Origin of the sequence: Flavobacterium sp. 270 (assembly GCF_004368785.1) — a bacterium.
Taxonomy (GTDB): Bacteria; Bacteroidota; Bacteroidia; order Flavobacteriales; family Flavobacteriaceae; genus Flavobacterium.
The window spans coordinates 165,845-181,291 of record NZ_SODM01000004.1; the positions used below are offsets into that span (position 1 = coordinate 165,845).

Consider the following 15,447-nt stretch of genomic DNA (forward strand, 5'->3'; position numbering starts at 1 on the left):
TACATAATGACTCTTTCTTTTTGGCGTTACTCTCACTTGGCTTTGGCTTTGTTTTCTTCTGTTTTTTTATTGTTAGCATCGGTTACAGGAACTATTCTGGCTTATGATGCGGTTCAGGAAAAAACGCTTCCGTACAAATCTGCGGATTTTGATACTCTGACTTTAGAAAAAACACTGCCGGTTCTCAAAAAATCCTATTCGGAAATTACAGAAGTCAGCGTAGATTACAACGGTTTTGTAACGCTGCAGGCAATGGATAAAGATGGCAACGATATTAATGCGTACATCGATCCTGCAAACGGCAAAAAGCTAGGAACTCCAATTAAGAAAAGTGAATTTATACAATGGGTTACAAGCTTACACCGCTCCCTGTTTCTTCATGAAACGGGGCGCTTTATTGTTGGTGTAATTTCTTTTTTATTGCTTTTGATTTCGATTTCGGGTTTTGTTTTGGTTTTAAAAAGACAACAGGGAATTCGCAATTTCTTTTCGAAAGTCATCAAAGAATATTTTGCCCAATATTATCATGTTGTTTTAGGAAGATTGGCATTAATTCCGATTTTGGTTATTGCACTTACCGGAACTTATTTATCGCTGGAAAGATTTAATTTTTTCATGGGTAAAGAAGATAAAAAAGAAAAAAGTGAAAAGTTAGAAGTTCCTGCAACTTCAAAAACAGACAAAACTTCTTTCTTTAAAAACACACTTTTATCTGATGTAAAGAAAATTGAATTTCCTTTTACGGATGATCCGGAAGAATATTACATCATTGAATTAAAAGACCGTGAAGTAGAAGTTAACCAAGTTACGGGCGCTGTAGTTACAGAAAAACTTACACCGGTTCGCGCGCAATTGGCCGCTTTAAGTCTTGATATTCATGCGGGAAGAATTAATATTTTCTGGGGAATAATAATTGGTATTGCTTCGCTGAATATTTTATTCTTTCTTTATTCTGGTTTTGCAATTACTTTAAAAAGAAGATCAAGCCGAATTAAAAATAAATTTAAGGCCGAAGAAAGTAAATTTATTCTTTTGGCCGGTTCTGAAAACGGAAGTACATTACGATTTGCCAATGCAATCGCTAAACAATTAATAGCGCATGGTGAAAAAGTTTTTGTAGCAGAACTGAATAGTTTTAGAGCTTTCGCGAAAGCAGAACATATTATTATTTTTACCTCAACGCATGGATTAGGCGACGCGCCTTCTAACGGAAATAAGTTTGCCTCGATCCTTAAAAAACATTCTCAAGATCATAAAGTTAATTTTTCAGTAGTTGGGTTTGGTTCAAGATCTTATCCTGATTTCTGCAAGTTTTCTTTTGATATTGATGCTTTATTAAACAATCAGAATTGGGCAGAACGTTTGTTAGAGGTTCAGACTGTAAACGATAAATCGGCAGAGGAATTTGTAAATTGGGTAAAATTATGGAGTAACAAAACGGGAATTGCATTATCTCCAACACCTTCGTTGTACAATGAAATTCCGAAAGGTTTACAGAAATTAATGGTTTTAGATAAAACCGCTGTTACCGATACAGAGCATACTTTTATACTGACTTTGCACGCAGGCAGCAGAACCAAATTTACTTCGGGAGATTTGCTGGCTGTTTATCCTGCAAATGATAATCGCGAACGCCTCTACTCTATTGGTAATCATTCTGGAAACATTCAATTGGTTGTAAAATTACATCAGCCTGGCTTAGGTTCCGGTTATTTGTACCATCTTGAACCGGTTGATACTATAAAAGCGAGAATCCTAAAAAATCCTGCTTTTCATTTTCCTAAGAAAACGCCTAAAGCTGCTTTTATTTCTAACGGAACGGGTATTGCGCCTTTCCTTGGAATGATTGAACAAAATAAGGCAAAAACGGAAATACATTTGTACAGCGGTTTTAGAATGGAGACACCAACACTTTTGGCTTATAAAAAATTTGCCGGAGTAATGATGCAAAAACAACATTTAGAGCATTTTCATGTAGCTTTATCACGCGAAGCCGAACATATTTATGTAATGGATCTTATTAATCGTGATGCTAAATTTTTTATTGAATTATTGCATGAAGGCGGTGTTATCATGATTTGCGGTTCGCTGCAGATGCAAAATGATGTAGAGAAAATTCTGGATGAACTTTGTCTGACTTCTAATTCTAAAAATCTTACTGAATATAAAAACAACGGGCAAATTTTGACTGATTGTTATTAAATTCAAATTATATAATTTAAACGCTGATTAAACGGATTCGCTATCGCGAAGACGCAGAAAAAAACGGATAAAAAAAATCTGTGTAAATCCGCGTTTTCGCGATAGCGAATCCGTGTCATCTGCGTCTTTAATAATTTCATGTTATTTATATGTCAACTCTTCAAAAAACCATTATACTATCATTATTGCTGTTTTATGGATTTCCGTCAAGCGGACAGGTTTTACGAAAGAGAACTACGCTTTTAATGGGAAGCCGTTTTGACATTACAATTGTGGCAAAAGATTCCCTTTCAGCAGAAAAAAATATTGATGAAGTTATTACTGAAATCTCCAGAATTGAAAATCTTATCTCAGACTGGAAATCAGATTCGCAGGTTTCTGAAGTCAATCAAAATTCGGGAATTCGTCCCGTAAAAGTAGATCGTGAAGTTTTTGAATTAACGAAAAGAGCGATTCATTTATCTGAAATCACCAATGGTGGTTTTGATGTGAGTTTTGCTGCAATGGACAGGATTTGGAAATTTGACGGTTCAATGACCGAAATGCCTTCGGCGGAAGCCATAAAAAAATCGGTGGAGAAAGTTGGTTATCAAAACATAATTTTAGACAGCGTAAATTCTACAGTTTTCCTTAAACTTAAAGGAATGAAAATAGGTTTTGGCGCTTTGGGCGAAGGATATGCTGCCGACAAATGTCGCAATATGATAATGGCGAAAGGCATTAAAGCTGGAATTATAAACGGTTCTGGCGACATGAGTACTTGGGGAAAACAACCTAACGGAAAACCGTGGAAAATTGGAATCACAAATCCGTTTAATCCCGATAAACTTTTGGCTGTTGTTCCGCTACAACAAGAAGCAGTTACGACTTCTGGAAGCTATGAAAAGTTTGTTGTTTTTGATGGTAAACGATATTCGCATATTATAAATCCCAAAACCGGATATCCGGCAACGGGTTTATGCAGTGTTACGGTTTTTGGGCCAAATGCTGAAGCTGCAAATAGTTTGAGTACTTCTATGATGGTTTTAGGACAAACTGAAGGTTTATTGCTTCTTAAAAAATTTCCTGATTATAGTTGTGTGATGATTACTGATAATGGGAAAGTGATTAAATCTGATAACTTTCGTATTAAAAAATTTAAGGCTAAGTTTTAGTTTTAAACCATATAAGTTATATAATCATTTAAAGTTATTTAACCGCAAAGAGCGCAAGGTTTACACAAAGTTCACAAAGTATAGCCTTGCGAACTTTGCGGTTTTTCTTTTGTGCGCTTTGTGGTTAAATCTAGATATAGTAATATGCAATTACGTTTAAACTTACATTAAAAGTAAAATCTTATATTTGATAATTGCATTATACCCAATCAATTAGGTTTCTAATTTAAATTTTAAAATATGGCTAATATCGATAAAGTTGCCTTGATTCATATCAAAGACTTTAAGGTCTTAAGTACAATCTCAAAAAATAAAAACGCTTTTTATTTCCCAGGGGGAAAAAGAGAGAACAACGAATCTGATATCGATTGTCTAAAAAGGGAGATTGAAGAAGAACTTACCGTTACATTAAAAGATGAAACTATAAAATTTTTCGGTTCTTTTGAAGCTCCAGCACATAGGCATCCGGAAGGTGTAAATGTAATTATGAAATGTTACTTTGCTGATTATACAGGCGAATTGAAAGCCAGTAACGAAATAGAAAGTTTTGACTGGCTGGAATTTAAAGACAAAATGAAAACCTCTTTGGTTGATCAATTAATATTGGATGATTTATTTGAAAAGAAATTAATAAAATGATTTAACCGCAAAGAGCGCAAGGTTTTACCCAAAGCTCGCAAAGTTATTACCCTTGCGAACTTTGCGTTTTTTGCTTTGCGCTCTTTGCAGTTAAAATCAACAAGTTCAAAAAAACTTCAAATGAACTTATATGGTTGAAGTTTCATTTAGAATTTCAAAGCAAATTCTTTTGCAAAATCTTCTAGCTTAATTTTTCCATCAACAGAAGCATTTGTTTCCAGAAAGTCTGCTGCAATTTTTCCGTTGCGGAGACCTGTTCCCATTTCGGCATATAGACCTGCAATTTCTTCAGGAATTCCGGCTTGCTTCATTCCGTCAAGAGATTGTTCGTCGGTAAATTCAATCCACGGTAATTCTGGTTTATCGATTGCAGTTCCAAGAGTTTTTGCAATTTCGCCTGGCGTGCGCACATCGCTTACAATATAACGAACGTTGATTCCTGAAGTTGATTTTTGAAGTTCCTCAGCCACAGCGATAGCAATATCTTCTGGATGCACTAACGGAATTTTTGATGTAGCAGCAAAATTACCGCCCATAATTCCTGCGCCTTTTATCATCGGGATATCATTAAAAAAGTTGATGTAAAAATATCCTGCGCGCAAGAAAGTTACTGATGTGTTTAGTTTTTCATACAATTTCTCGATATGATATAAACCTGCAATTGGTCCGTTTCCTGTTGGTAAATCAGCACCAATACTGCTTAACATTACCACACGTTTTACATTTGATTTTTCTATCGCTTCCGCGAAAGCTTTTCCGGCTGCTGCTGTATTTTCGATTACATTAGAACCTCCCATATTTGGTGGTGTCATGGCAAACAACGCATCTGCTCCTGCAAAAGTCTTTGTTAAAAATGAAGCATCGCTTATAGAACCAATTGCTGCTTTTGCACCCAAAGTTTCTATTGCTGCTTTTCTGTCGGCATTGCTGCTTATTACAGTTACATTGTGGCCTTCATTAACTAATTTTTCTGTTAATGACTTTCCGATATTTCCTAAAGAACCTGAAATTATAATTTTCATCTTAAAATGTTTTTTTATTAATAAGGACAAAGGTATATTTGTACTTACTTTTATACAAGTACTTACCCTAAAGTATGTATCATTATGACAGCAATTAAAGAATCTTCGACTATTCAGGAAAACAAGCAATATGCTTTAGAAACTTGTCCGGTAACTTTTGTTATGGAAAAAATTGGCGGTTATTGGAAACCGATTATTCTCTATCATCTTTCGAATACTACACTGCGTTACAGCGAATTGAAAAGAACAATTCCTACTATAACCGAAAAAATGCTTATTCAGCATTTAAAACAATTAGAAGCCGATGGTTTGGTTATTCGCGAAGCAAAACCTGTTGTACCTCCGTTTGTAACCTACAAATTGAGTAATGCAGGAATTGGGTTATTGCCTATAATTGATGCTATGGCTGCGTGGGCTTTTAAAGTAAAAGACGGCATCTATAATATATAATAGACACCGTCTTTTTTAAAACAAATAACTAATTCAACTATTTAAAATCGAAAATCATGCTCCTGATTTTCAATATCATCATCAATTATTATATAAAAATTTATTATTAATCCTGTTTAATAAAATGCAAACCCTTTTCGTAATTGGCTATTGAAATCAAAGCATTATAAATATATTGGGAAACCAAAGCGCCTCCTTCAGAATTGATTAAATCGATATCATCTTCTGGCGTATGATATTGCGGATGTCCGCCGGTGTGAAATCCAACTGCCGAAATCGAATCTTTGTAAAAAGTAACATGATCTGATCCGCCAACATCGCCTGCAAAAACTTGCGGATTTAGTCCGCTGTTTTCTCCTAGTTTTTTCATTAGTTCAACTCCGTCTGGAAAAGTCCCTGCACCACCCATATAAATATGTTTTTCTGCATTTAATCTTCCAACCATATCCATATTGAGCATTACTTTTACGGCTTCTTTTTTTACAGGAAGATGGCTCACGAAATATTTTGAACCCATTAATCCTTCTTCTTCTCCGCTAAACGAAATAAAAATGATACTTCTTTTGGGTTTGTTTTTAGACTTAGAAAGTTCCTGCAGAATACACAACAAAGCCGAAACTCCAGAAGCATTGTCGTCTGCACCGTTATGAATGGCAATGGTATCTTTCTTTTTGCTTCCAGAACCTGTTCCACCCCAGCCCCAATGATCATAATGTGCGCCAATAACAATGTATTCGTTTTTGAGATTTGGGTCTGATCCTTCGAGATATCCAACAACATTTTGGGTTGAAACACTGTCTGATTTCATTTTATTAATGCCTTCTTTTACAAAGACTTTAAAAGGCTGATAATACGAATCTCCAAATTTCTTCAAATCATATTGCTTGAAATATTTTAAAATATACTTTGCCGCATCATTGTTGCCTTTTGTGCCGATAAAACGTCCTTCTAATTTATCTGAAGACAAATATTTGTCATGTTTATAAAAGGTTTCTCCCATAGCATATTTTTGTGCATTTAGGTTAATGCCACAAAACAATGCGCAGATAAAAATCAGTTTATATTTTAACGCTTTAAAATAATTCATAACTAACTTATTTTAAATCAAATGAAACGTGTTTGATGAATTTTCTATCATACGTGTACAAAACATGTACTTTTTTGTCTGTGGTCTGAATAATGGCAGGATAACTAAATTCTCCTTTTTCTTCTTTTTCGAGATCAAATAATTTCTTCCAGTTTATACCATCGCTGGAATATTCAACATCTAAAATATTACGTCCGTAAAACCAGTCTTTTCCTTGCGGCAATGGATTATTCACCAATAAAAAAAGCTTTTTATTTATGGTTAAGGCATCAATTCCAGAATTAGAATTTACTACATTAATTTTATCGGTTTTGATCCAGCTTTTTCCGTTATCAATAGACCAGCTGGAAACTACTCTGTCGTGTTTACTTCGCGAAAGCATCTGAATTTCATCTTTACCATGCAGTAAAAATGTCGGCTGAATGATTTCTAATTGCTTCGGATTATCAATTTCGGTTTTCACCCAGGAATCTGTAGCTTCTGTGTAGGTTTCTACATGTACGCTCCAAATATTTTTTTCTACACTTTCTGTACTGCTTCCGCATAAAATAACGCCTGGCGAAGTTTCGATTGGTTTGTTTCTAATTGGACCTAGAATTCCGTTTGGAAGGTATTTTGGAGCGCTCCAAGATTCTCCATTGTCTTTTGAAACGATCATGGCACCAAACCATTCTCTTGGATTTTTTCCGACTTTATAAAACAAATAAAGGTTTTGGCTTTTACTTTTAAAAAGCACCGGATTCCAACACGGCAATGTGTCGCCTTTTTGTATTAAAGGCTCGATAAGTTCTTTTGGTGAAGACCATTTTTGATCTTTAAAAGTTGCCGTATAAATACCGACATCTTTTGCGCCTTCGTATTTACCGCCAAACCACGCAGCCATTATTTCATTTGGCTTATATTCTACAAGTGTGGAGGCGTGGCTGTTTGTGGTCAGCGGTGGATCTACAATATAGCTTTTTGTAATGTTTTCCGCTTTTGTCTGTGCCTTTACCGAAATACAAGACACACACAAAAGTGCTAAAACTGCTATATAATTAAATTTTAAAATCATTTTTTCTTGTGTTTAACTATAAGTCCTTAGTTTTTTTAGTCCTTAGTACTTAGATTTTAGTATTTAATTTTTATTCTTATTAATTAGTTCTTATACTAGCGACTAAATACTAGGGACTAAAAAGATTAAATACTAACTCCTATATATAACAAAAGGAGAGCTGCCTCTCCTTTTGTATTTTCGCAATGATTTTTTGAATTATCATTACTAACCAAAATTAATTATTTAACGTCCCACCAAAGTTTAGTTCCACCTGTATCAGGTCCTTTTAACTTAGCGATCCCGTCTGTTACACCATCTTTGTTTGAAGAGTATTCGTTTGTAGTGTAAATTGTTCTTTTCATTAATGATTTTCCAACACCAGCATCAACGTTGTCTGTGTGAAGTATTGGATAAAATACTTTTGCATCACTTCTACGTAAGTCTGCCCAAGTTTCCCAAGATTCCGGGAACAATGCTAAATATTTTTGTACTGCAATTTGTGTACGCTGACTTGCTACAGAACCAGACCATGCAACCGGAAGTTTTACTGGTACATCTGCTAATTCTGTTAAAGCTGGATAAGAAGCTAAAATTTGAGGTACAACTGGTAATGTATTTCCTGCGATATAAGCATTAATAACAGCTTGATCTGCAATTCCCCATTGTTTTAGAGATAATGTAATACCTTGCTCATACAAACTTTTAGCTGTACCGCCCATGTTCCATCCGTTCAAAGCACCTTCTGCTCTGGACAAATAACATTCTGAAGCCATTAAAATTTCGATATTTTTAGTTTCGCTGATATTTCCTGCAGAACCGTTTCCTAAAACATTATCATTAAATGTAGAGAATTTAGTTGTTCCAAATTGATCTTCTAAACCTCCAATTGGTTTTCCTTGGTAACCTCCAGTTTCGATTTCAGAAAACCAAAGTGGTAATCTTGGATCGTTGTATCCTTTTAGAATACTTTCCATAGAAGCAGACATTTGGTAACCCCATCCGTTTACAATCATGTTTAAATTGTTTGGCGTAATGTTACTTACTTTAAAGTAAGCACTTTGCTCGTTAGCTTCGATTACTCCTGCAGCAACCGCAGTTTCTGCTTGTGTTTTTGCTTTGGCAGCATCTACATCAGAAATTCTTAATGCAAGACGTAATCTAAGACTGTTTCCAAATCTTCTCCATTTGTCTACACTTCCCTGGTAAACTCTGTCATTTGCTTGTAATAAACTTACTGTAGCTGTACTGCTTGAAGTTAATGTAGCATTTGCTTCGTCTAACAATTTAAAGAAATCTGCATAAATAACTTCCTGGCTGTCGTATCCTACTTTTTCCTTACCATTTCCAGCTTCTGTATAAGGAATTGGTCCGTAAGCATCTGTCATTTGATTGTACATAAATACTTTCCAGATTTTTAATACTGCACTTGCCTGTGTATCGTCTTTAGCCGCTTTTACAGCGTTGTTTAAAGCAGGAACGGCAACAGTGTAAAATCTTGTCCATCCGCGAGATTCAAAACCGCTGAAATCATTTCTTTCTGTACCATATCCACAGCTTAAATACTGGATAAAAGTAGAAGACAAGATTCCTGTAGCAATACCCCAAGTTCCCTGATCATCTACACCAGGTGAAGAATAAGATCCGTTATGGATACCTGCGTAAAGCGCTGAAGCAAATGAAGGTCCAGCCAGCGTTGCGTCTAATTGATCTTCTGTAAGCGAATTTGGATCTGTGTTTATTTCATCAAAATCGTTTGTACAGCTCGAAAAAATTGAGACCAATGACAGGACAACTCCTAATGTTTTTATTTTATAACTATTTTTCATGATTCTCTTTTTTTAATTAAAATCCAAATTTCACATTAACTCCATAATCTCTCGTAGAAGGAATGTTGAAAGATTCTATACCTTGTAAGTTTCCTGTCCCTGCTCCTGCTTCTGGATCAAAATATTTTGCTTTATTCACGAAAAAGAATAAATTTCTTCCCACTAATGAGAAATCAATACTAGTGAAACCTGAATTATTCAAGATACGTTTTGGTAATGAATATCCAAATACAAGCTCTCTTAATCTGATGTTTGTAGCATCATAAATAAAAGGTTCTGCAATTGGAGTTCTTTGTCCTACAGATGTCCAGTATTGTTCTGCTGTAATATTTGTAGTATTTGGTCTATAAGTTCCGTCTCCGTTTGCAACAACTCCAGGAACTACAATTCCGCCATCTCTTCCTGCCAATGTAATTTCATTAACTCCTAAACCAGCTTCTCTAGCTTGTGTATAAGAAATAACTTCACCACCAATTCTAAAGTCTACTAAGAAACTCAATGAGAAATCTTTGTATTTGAAGTTATTTTTGAAACCTGCAGTCCAATCTGGATTAAAGTTTCCTGCACGAACATCAAAACTATTTGTAGCAAGCGGTAAACCAGCAGCATTTACAATAACTTGTCCGTCAGGACTTCTTTGGAAACCTTTGATGTATAAATCACCATATTCTCCGCCAACAACAACTTTACTTCTTACTAAACGACCTTCTCCAAGAACAAGTTCTTCTCTTTGATCGTAGATAGATTTAACTTCTGATTTGTAAGATGCGTAGTTTGCTGTAATATCCCAAGAGAAATTTTCTGTTAAGATTGGAGTCGCTGTAAGAACAAACTCGATACCTCTGTTTTCGATTTCACCACCATTTACAACTCTTCTGGAATATCCTGAAGCTTCTGGAGTATTGATGTAGAAAATCTGATCTTTTGTATTTGTTTTGAAATATGTGAAATCTAAACCAATTCTGTTTTTTAAGAATCTAACATCTGCACCAAACTCTAAAGAGTTAGACATCTCTGGTCTAAGATTAGGATTTGCAGCTGTAGTTTGTCCGTATAACATACCACCGTTACCACCAATATAAGATATTCTAGAACTAGTTTGGTAAGGATCTGTATCGTTACCTACTTTTGCGTAAGAAGCTCTTACTTTTGCAAAACTCATTACTTCTGGTAAAGTTACCATATCTGAGATTACACCAGAAAGACCAACTGAAGGATAGAAGAATGATCTGTTGTCTGCTGGTAATGTAGAAGACCAGTCATTTCTTCCTGTAATATCAAGGAACAAATAGTTTTTGTAACCAATTTGTCCGAAACCGTAAACAGAATTAATTTGTTTATCTGATGCTGTAGAAGTCGATTGAATTGTAGCTACATTAGATAATGCAAAATAATTTCTTTTACTTAATACACCGCCAGAACCTAATGAAGAACTGTTTTGCTGTAACATGTTTGCACCAGCATTAAGACCAATTGTAAAGTCTCCAAATTTCTCATTATAAGAAAGTAATGCATCTGTATTGAACTCGCTTACAGTTTCATAAGATTCACTGTATGAACCTAAATTATTATTAAACTGAGCAGTAGCAAATCTGTCTCTTACCGATTTATTTGTCATTTGGTCTAAACCAGCTCTAACTTGTAAACTTAAAGTATTAGTAAACTCATATTTAAGCGAAGCTAAACCAATAAATCTATTTCTTTTGTCTTTACGAGCATCATCACGTAATGCAGACCAGTATGGGTTACCGCCTGGAGCACCTGTTTCATCAAGGAAATAGTTTTTTTGCAATTGTCCTGCAGCGTCAGTGTATTCGAAATCTCTGTAATCATTAAATTTCAAACTACGAGGCATTAAGTAAACTGATGTACCAATAGACTCCTCACCTGTTCTTAATAAGTTATCGATGTCCTGTACAATGTAGTTTGTTTTTACATCTAATGATAATTTATCCGAAAGTTTACTTGTCAATCTTAAGTTAAGATTGTGTCTGTCTAAAGCATTTCCGCCAACAATACCTTCTGCACGAGTATTCGTGTAAGAGAAATAACCTTGCGCTTTTTCATTTCCTGAAGTAATAGTCAATGTATTCGCTAAGTTATATCCTGTTTTAAAGAAATCCATTGCATTATTTGGCTGTGGTGTATAACTTGTAGTTGCAGGACCAGAATAATTAGGATTACGAACCAACTGCCAAGCCGCAACCTGACGTCCGTCTAATTTTCCTCCCCAGCTTGAGCTAGAATTTGCCACATAGTTTCCTTGAGTTCCTTGTCCGTACTCATTTTGGAAATTCGTTAAATCATAAGCTGTAGAAGCCATAAAGTTAGATGACAACGAAACCGAAGTTTTACCAGCTTTTCCAGATTTAGTAGTAATTACAATTACACCATTTGATGCTCTTGTACCATAAAGTGCTGCTGCAGATGGTCCTTTAAGAACCGTCATAGAAGCAATATCTTCTGGATTAATGTTAGAAATACCATCAGGTTGTGTAGTTCCTCCTGTATCAATATCAGGATTTGTTGTTGAAGTACCATTACTAATTGGCACACCATCTACAACATACATTGGCTGATTGTTTCCGTTTAATGATCTATTTCCTCTTAAAGTAATTCTGGAAGAAGAACCTACACCATTTGAAGTAGTAGAAAAGTTAAGACCCGCAACTTTACCAGATAAAGAGTTGGCAACGTTTAATGATCTTGCTTCAGAAAGCTCGTCTACAGAAATGTTCTGTGCAGAATAGGTAATCGCTTTTTTCTCTCTTTTTAAACCAAGAGCTGTAACCACAACTTCTCCCAACTGCTGAGCATCTGCTCCTAAAGCTACATTAATAGTAGTTTGTCCCGAAACAGCAACTTCTTTTGAAGCATTGCCTACATAAGAAAAAACTAAAACTGCCGATTGGCTTGGAACGGTAATACTGTACTTACCATCAAAATCTGTTGATGTACTTGTCTTTGTTCCTTTAACAACAACATTGGCTCCTGGAATTGGAATTCCGCTTCCGGCCTCTGTTATCGTTCCTTTTACTGTTGTCTGTGCTTCTAGGTTTTGGAATCCGAATAAGCATATGACAAACAGTAATTTTAGTACGTCTTTAATCATATTAGTTGTTTTTTTAGAGTTAATAACATGTTAAACTTAAGAATACATTTTGTTAACAAAATATTATTTCGACAAATGACAATTTTCAAAAGGTGTACGTAATACATTTATTTAAAATTGTCTTTTTTCGACTTAAAATCCTTACTTTTTCAATAGCTTAACATGTTATTTAATCTCAACCAATTCGTCAAAAATTCAGACGTATTATTTATAAAATACTTAAAACTTTAAACATCTTATTCCTTATTACCAAAATCAATCAATAACCTTAAAACCGGCCTTTTGCTGATCTGTAGAATTTCCGCCAACCATCACTTCAAAGTCACCAGATTCTACCACATTTTTCATTTCGCGATTCCATAATGCAAGTTCAGCAGCAGTCAAAATAAACTCAACATGTTTTGTTTGTCCTTTTTCGATGAACAACCTTTTAAAACCTCTCAACGTTTTTTCCGGCGTAGTTACACTGCTGTAAATATCATTTACATACAATTGTACTACTTCATCGCCATCAAAATTCCCAATATTTTTAACATCTACACTTACTTTAACTTCTCCGTCTTTTTTGATTTCTTTAACATTTAAAGCCAGATTAGAATATTCAAATTTGGTATAACTTAAACCGTAACCAAAAGTATAAAGCGGATTTTCGCTTTCGCTAACATATCTGTGTATCGCAGATGGTTTTTGGTTATAATATATAGGTAGCTGTCCAACTGATTTTGGAACTGTGATCGGAAGTCTTCCACCAGGATTATAATTTCCGAATAAAACATCAGCTACAGCTCTTCCTCCGTTTTCACCTGGAAACCATCCTTCTACAATAGCCGGAATATTATCGGCAATCCAGTTTGTAGAAAGCGGACGACCGTTTAACAACACACAAACCACAGGAGTTCCTGTTTTCTGAATTGCTTCGATCAATTCTTGCTGCATTCCGTGTAAGTCTAAAGTTGCCACATCTCTGTTTTCCTCAACCAATTCGTTTGATTCTCCTAAAACTACAATCGCAACATCTGCTTTTTTAGCAATTTCTACAGCCGGCTGTAAATTCACTCTTTCCAGATTCCAACGTAAGTGCGCTCTGGCTCCCCAACCGCCTTCCCACATTTCTATGCGGACTTTGTATTTTTTACCAGCTTCTATATTTTTTGGAGTTGTAACGATACTAGTCGCACCTTTTGTCCAGTTGTCAATAACCAATTGATCGTCAATCCACATTCTTATTCCGTCATCAGAACTTAAACCTAACCAGCCGTCAAAAGCTTTATCTGATTTTATGTAACCCGTCCAGCGAATAGAAAAATCATCATCATTAACACCAACACCCGGAGACCAAGGCCAGTCAAACTCTAATTGATTATCAATACGCGTTAATGCAGGAGTTCCTTCAACATTTCTATTATTAAAATATTCTCCTTTTAATCCGTTTTGTGCTTCATCAGGAGTAAACAAATATTTTGACGGAATTACTTGTCCCATAACGATTAACGGAACTCCTTCTTCGTACATCACATTTGTTTTTGCACCAACAACTTCTTTGATTCCTTCTAAAACTGTTTTACCCACTTTGTTATGAACTGAATATCCTCCTAAACGTGAAGCATTTGCATTTGGTCCGATAACGGCAATATTCTGAATGTCTTTCTTTAGCGGCAGCGTATTGTTATCATTCTTCAATAAAATCATAGATTTTTGTGCAGCTTCAAGAGCAATCTGTTGATTTTCTTTGGTATGAAAACGCTCTTTAATTAAATTTTTATCCGTGTATGGATTTTCAAATAATCCCAATAAAAATTTCAATCTTAAAACTCCTCCCGCAGCACGGTCGATATTTTCCTGCGTTAATTTTTTCTCGTTAACTAATTCGATTATCGTGTTTTGCCAGAATTCATTCGTAAAATCATAAAACTGCATATCAACTCCCGCCGTAATCGCTTCTCTGATACTTTCTTTTGGAGAATCAGAAACTTTATGTGTAGTCTGAATGTATTTAATAGCACCCAAATCTGAAACTACAATTCCTTTAAAACCCCATTCTTTTCTTAAAACATCGGTTAATAACCAGTGATTTGCAGCACAAGGAATTCCGTCTAACTCAGAATATGCGCACATTGTTCCCAATGCACCGCCTTTTGTAAATGCTTTTTGAAAAGAAGGTAAATGATCTTCGCGAGCAGAACGTTCTCCAACCAAAATCGGAGAAGAATTTCCTCCCGCCTGCGGAATCCCGTGTACAGCAAAGTGTTTTGGCTCTGCAATTATAGAACGGTCTGATTTTAAATCGTCACCTTGTAATCCTTTAATAAAAGCCAAACCAATTTCGCTGTTCAAATAAGCATCTTCACCAAAAGTTTCGGCAACTCTTCCCCATCTTGGTTCGCGTCCTAAATCTAAATTCGGACCTAAACCAAAATGAACGCCGTGTGCTCTTGCCTCTTTAGCAATAACTTCACCCACTTTTCCAATCATATTCGTGTCCCAGGTTGCGCCAAGACCAATATTCATTGGGAAAGCTGTACTTCCGTCATCCAGATAACCGTGAAGCATTTCACACATAATCAATGCCGGAATTCCCCAACGGTTTCCTTTTATAACATCAGTCTGCAAATCATTAATCATTTTCGCCGAACGCGGATAAATGTCATGAATCGCTCCAATTCCTAATTTTCCAATTTTCAAAGCCGATTTAGACTTCGAGAAATCTTCTTTTTCTTTAAAGTATTCGCCTTTGTACATATCCATCTGGCGCACCTTCTCCTCAAGCGTCATTCGGCTTAACAAATCTTTTACTCTTTCTTCTACTGGCAGTTTCGCATCCTGATACGGATATTTTTGCTGCGCCGATCCGTGGTTAAAAAAACCTAAAGCCATTATGAAAATAATGGCTTGTTTTTTCATTCTTAATTGTAACATAGT

The 15,447-nt window shown here is 35.5% G+C and carries 10 protein-coding genes; 4 read left to right on the forward strand and 6 right to left on the reverse strand.

All coding sequences use genetic code 11. The features are described from left to right. Window positions 1–6 precede the first annotated feature (6 nt). From EV144_RS15600 to EV144_RS15610, 3 genes are all read left to right on the forward strand, one after another. Entirely contained in the window at window positions 7–2,202 is a 2,196-nt protein-coding gene (locus EV144_RS15600; protein WP_134150099.1) for a PepSY domain-containing protein, read from the forward strand. Window positions 2,203–2,351: 149 nt separating this feature from the next. Next, the gene (locus EV144_RS15605; protein ID WP_134150100.1) at window positions 2,352–3,356 is read left to right on the forward strand and encodes an FAD:protein FMN transferase; all 1,005 of its coding nucleotides are present in this window, start codon (window positions 2,352–2,354) and stop codon (window positions 3,354–3,356) included. 240 nt (window positions 3,357–3,596) lie between these two features. Continuing rightward, on the forward strand, window positions 3,597–3,995 hold the full coding sequence (locus EV144_RS15610) for an NUDIX hydrolase (RefSeq protein WP_134150101.1): 399 nt from the start codon (window positions 3,597–3,599) through the stop codon (window positions 3,993–3,995). A 146-nt stretch (window positions 3,996–4,141) separates the two neighbouring features. On the opposite strand, the gene EV144_RS15615 is transcribed toward EV144_RS15610, so the two are convergent. Then, on the reverse strand, window positions 4,142–5,017 hold the full coding sequence (locus EV144_RS15615; protein ID WP_134150102.1) for an NAD(P)H-binding protein: 876 nt from the start codon (window positions 5,015–5,017) through the stop codon (window positions 4,142–4,144). 84 nt (window positions 5,018–5,101) lie between these two features. Here EV144_RS15615 and EV144_RS15620 point away from each other — a divergent pair, with 84 nt between their 5' ends. Next, window positions 5,102–5,467 carry a winged helix-turn-helix transcriptional regulator gene (locus EV144_RS15620; RefSeq protein WP_134150103.1) on the forward strand — a complete coding sequence of 122 codons (366 nt, stop codon included), beginning with the start codon at window positions 5,102–5,104 and terminating at the stop codon, window positions 5,465–5,467. A gap of 106 nt (window positions 5,468–5,573) precedes the next feature. Here the strand turns inward: EV144_RS15620 and EV144_RS15625 are convergent, their stop codons facing one another. The 5 genes from EV144_RS15625 to EV144_RS15645 form a co-directional block, all read right to left on the reverse strand. After that, window positions 5,574–6,554, reverse strand: a complete 981-nt coding sequence (locus EV144_RS15625) for a M20/M25/M40 family metallo-hydrolase (RefSeq protein ID WP_243854683.1) — start codon at window positions 6,552–6,554, stop codon at window positions 5,574–5,576. A gap of 7 nt (window positions 6,555–6,561) precedes the next feature. Next, window positions 6,562–7,608 carry a sialidase family protein gene (locus tag EV144_RS15630; protein ID WP_134150104.1) on the reverse strand — a complete coding sequence of 349 codons (1,047 nt, stop codon included), beginning with the start codon at window positions 7,606–7,608 and terminating at the stop codon, window positions 6,562–6,564. A 221-nt stretch (window positions 7,609–7,829) separates the two neighbouring features. Further along, entirely contained in the window at window positions 7,830–9,416 is a 1,587-nt protein-coding gene (locus EV144_RS15635) for a SusD/RagB family nutrient-binding outer membrane lipoprotein (RefSeq protein WP_134150105.1), read from the reverse strand. A gap of 16 nt (window positions 9,417–9,432) precedes the next feature. After that, window positions 9,433–12,528: a SusC/RagA family TonB-linked outer membrane protein gene (locus tag EV144_RS15640; RefSeq protein ID WP_134150106.1), complete on the reverse strand. Its 3,096-nt coding sequence runs from the start codon at window positions 12,526–12,528 to the stop codon at window positions 9,433–9,435. Window positions 12,529–12,783: 255 nt separating this feature from the next. Then, window positions 12,784–15,444: a glycoside hydrolase family 3 N-terminal domain-containing protein gene (locus EV144_RS15645; protein ID WP_134150107.1), complete on the reverse strand. Its 2,661-nt coding sequence runs from the start codon at window positions 15,442–15,444 to the stop codon at window positions 12,784–12,786. Window positions 15,445–15,447 lie beyond the last annotated feature (3 nt).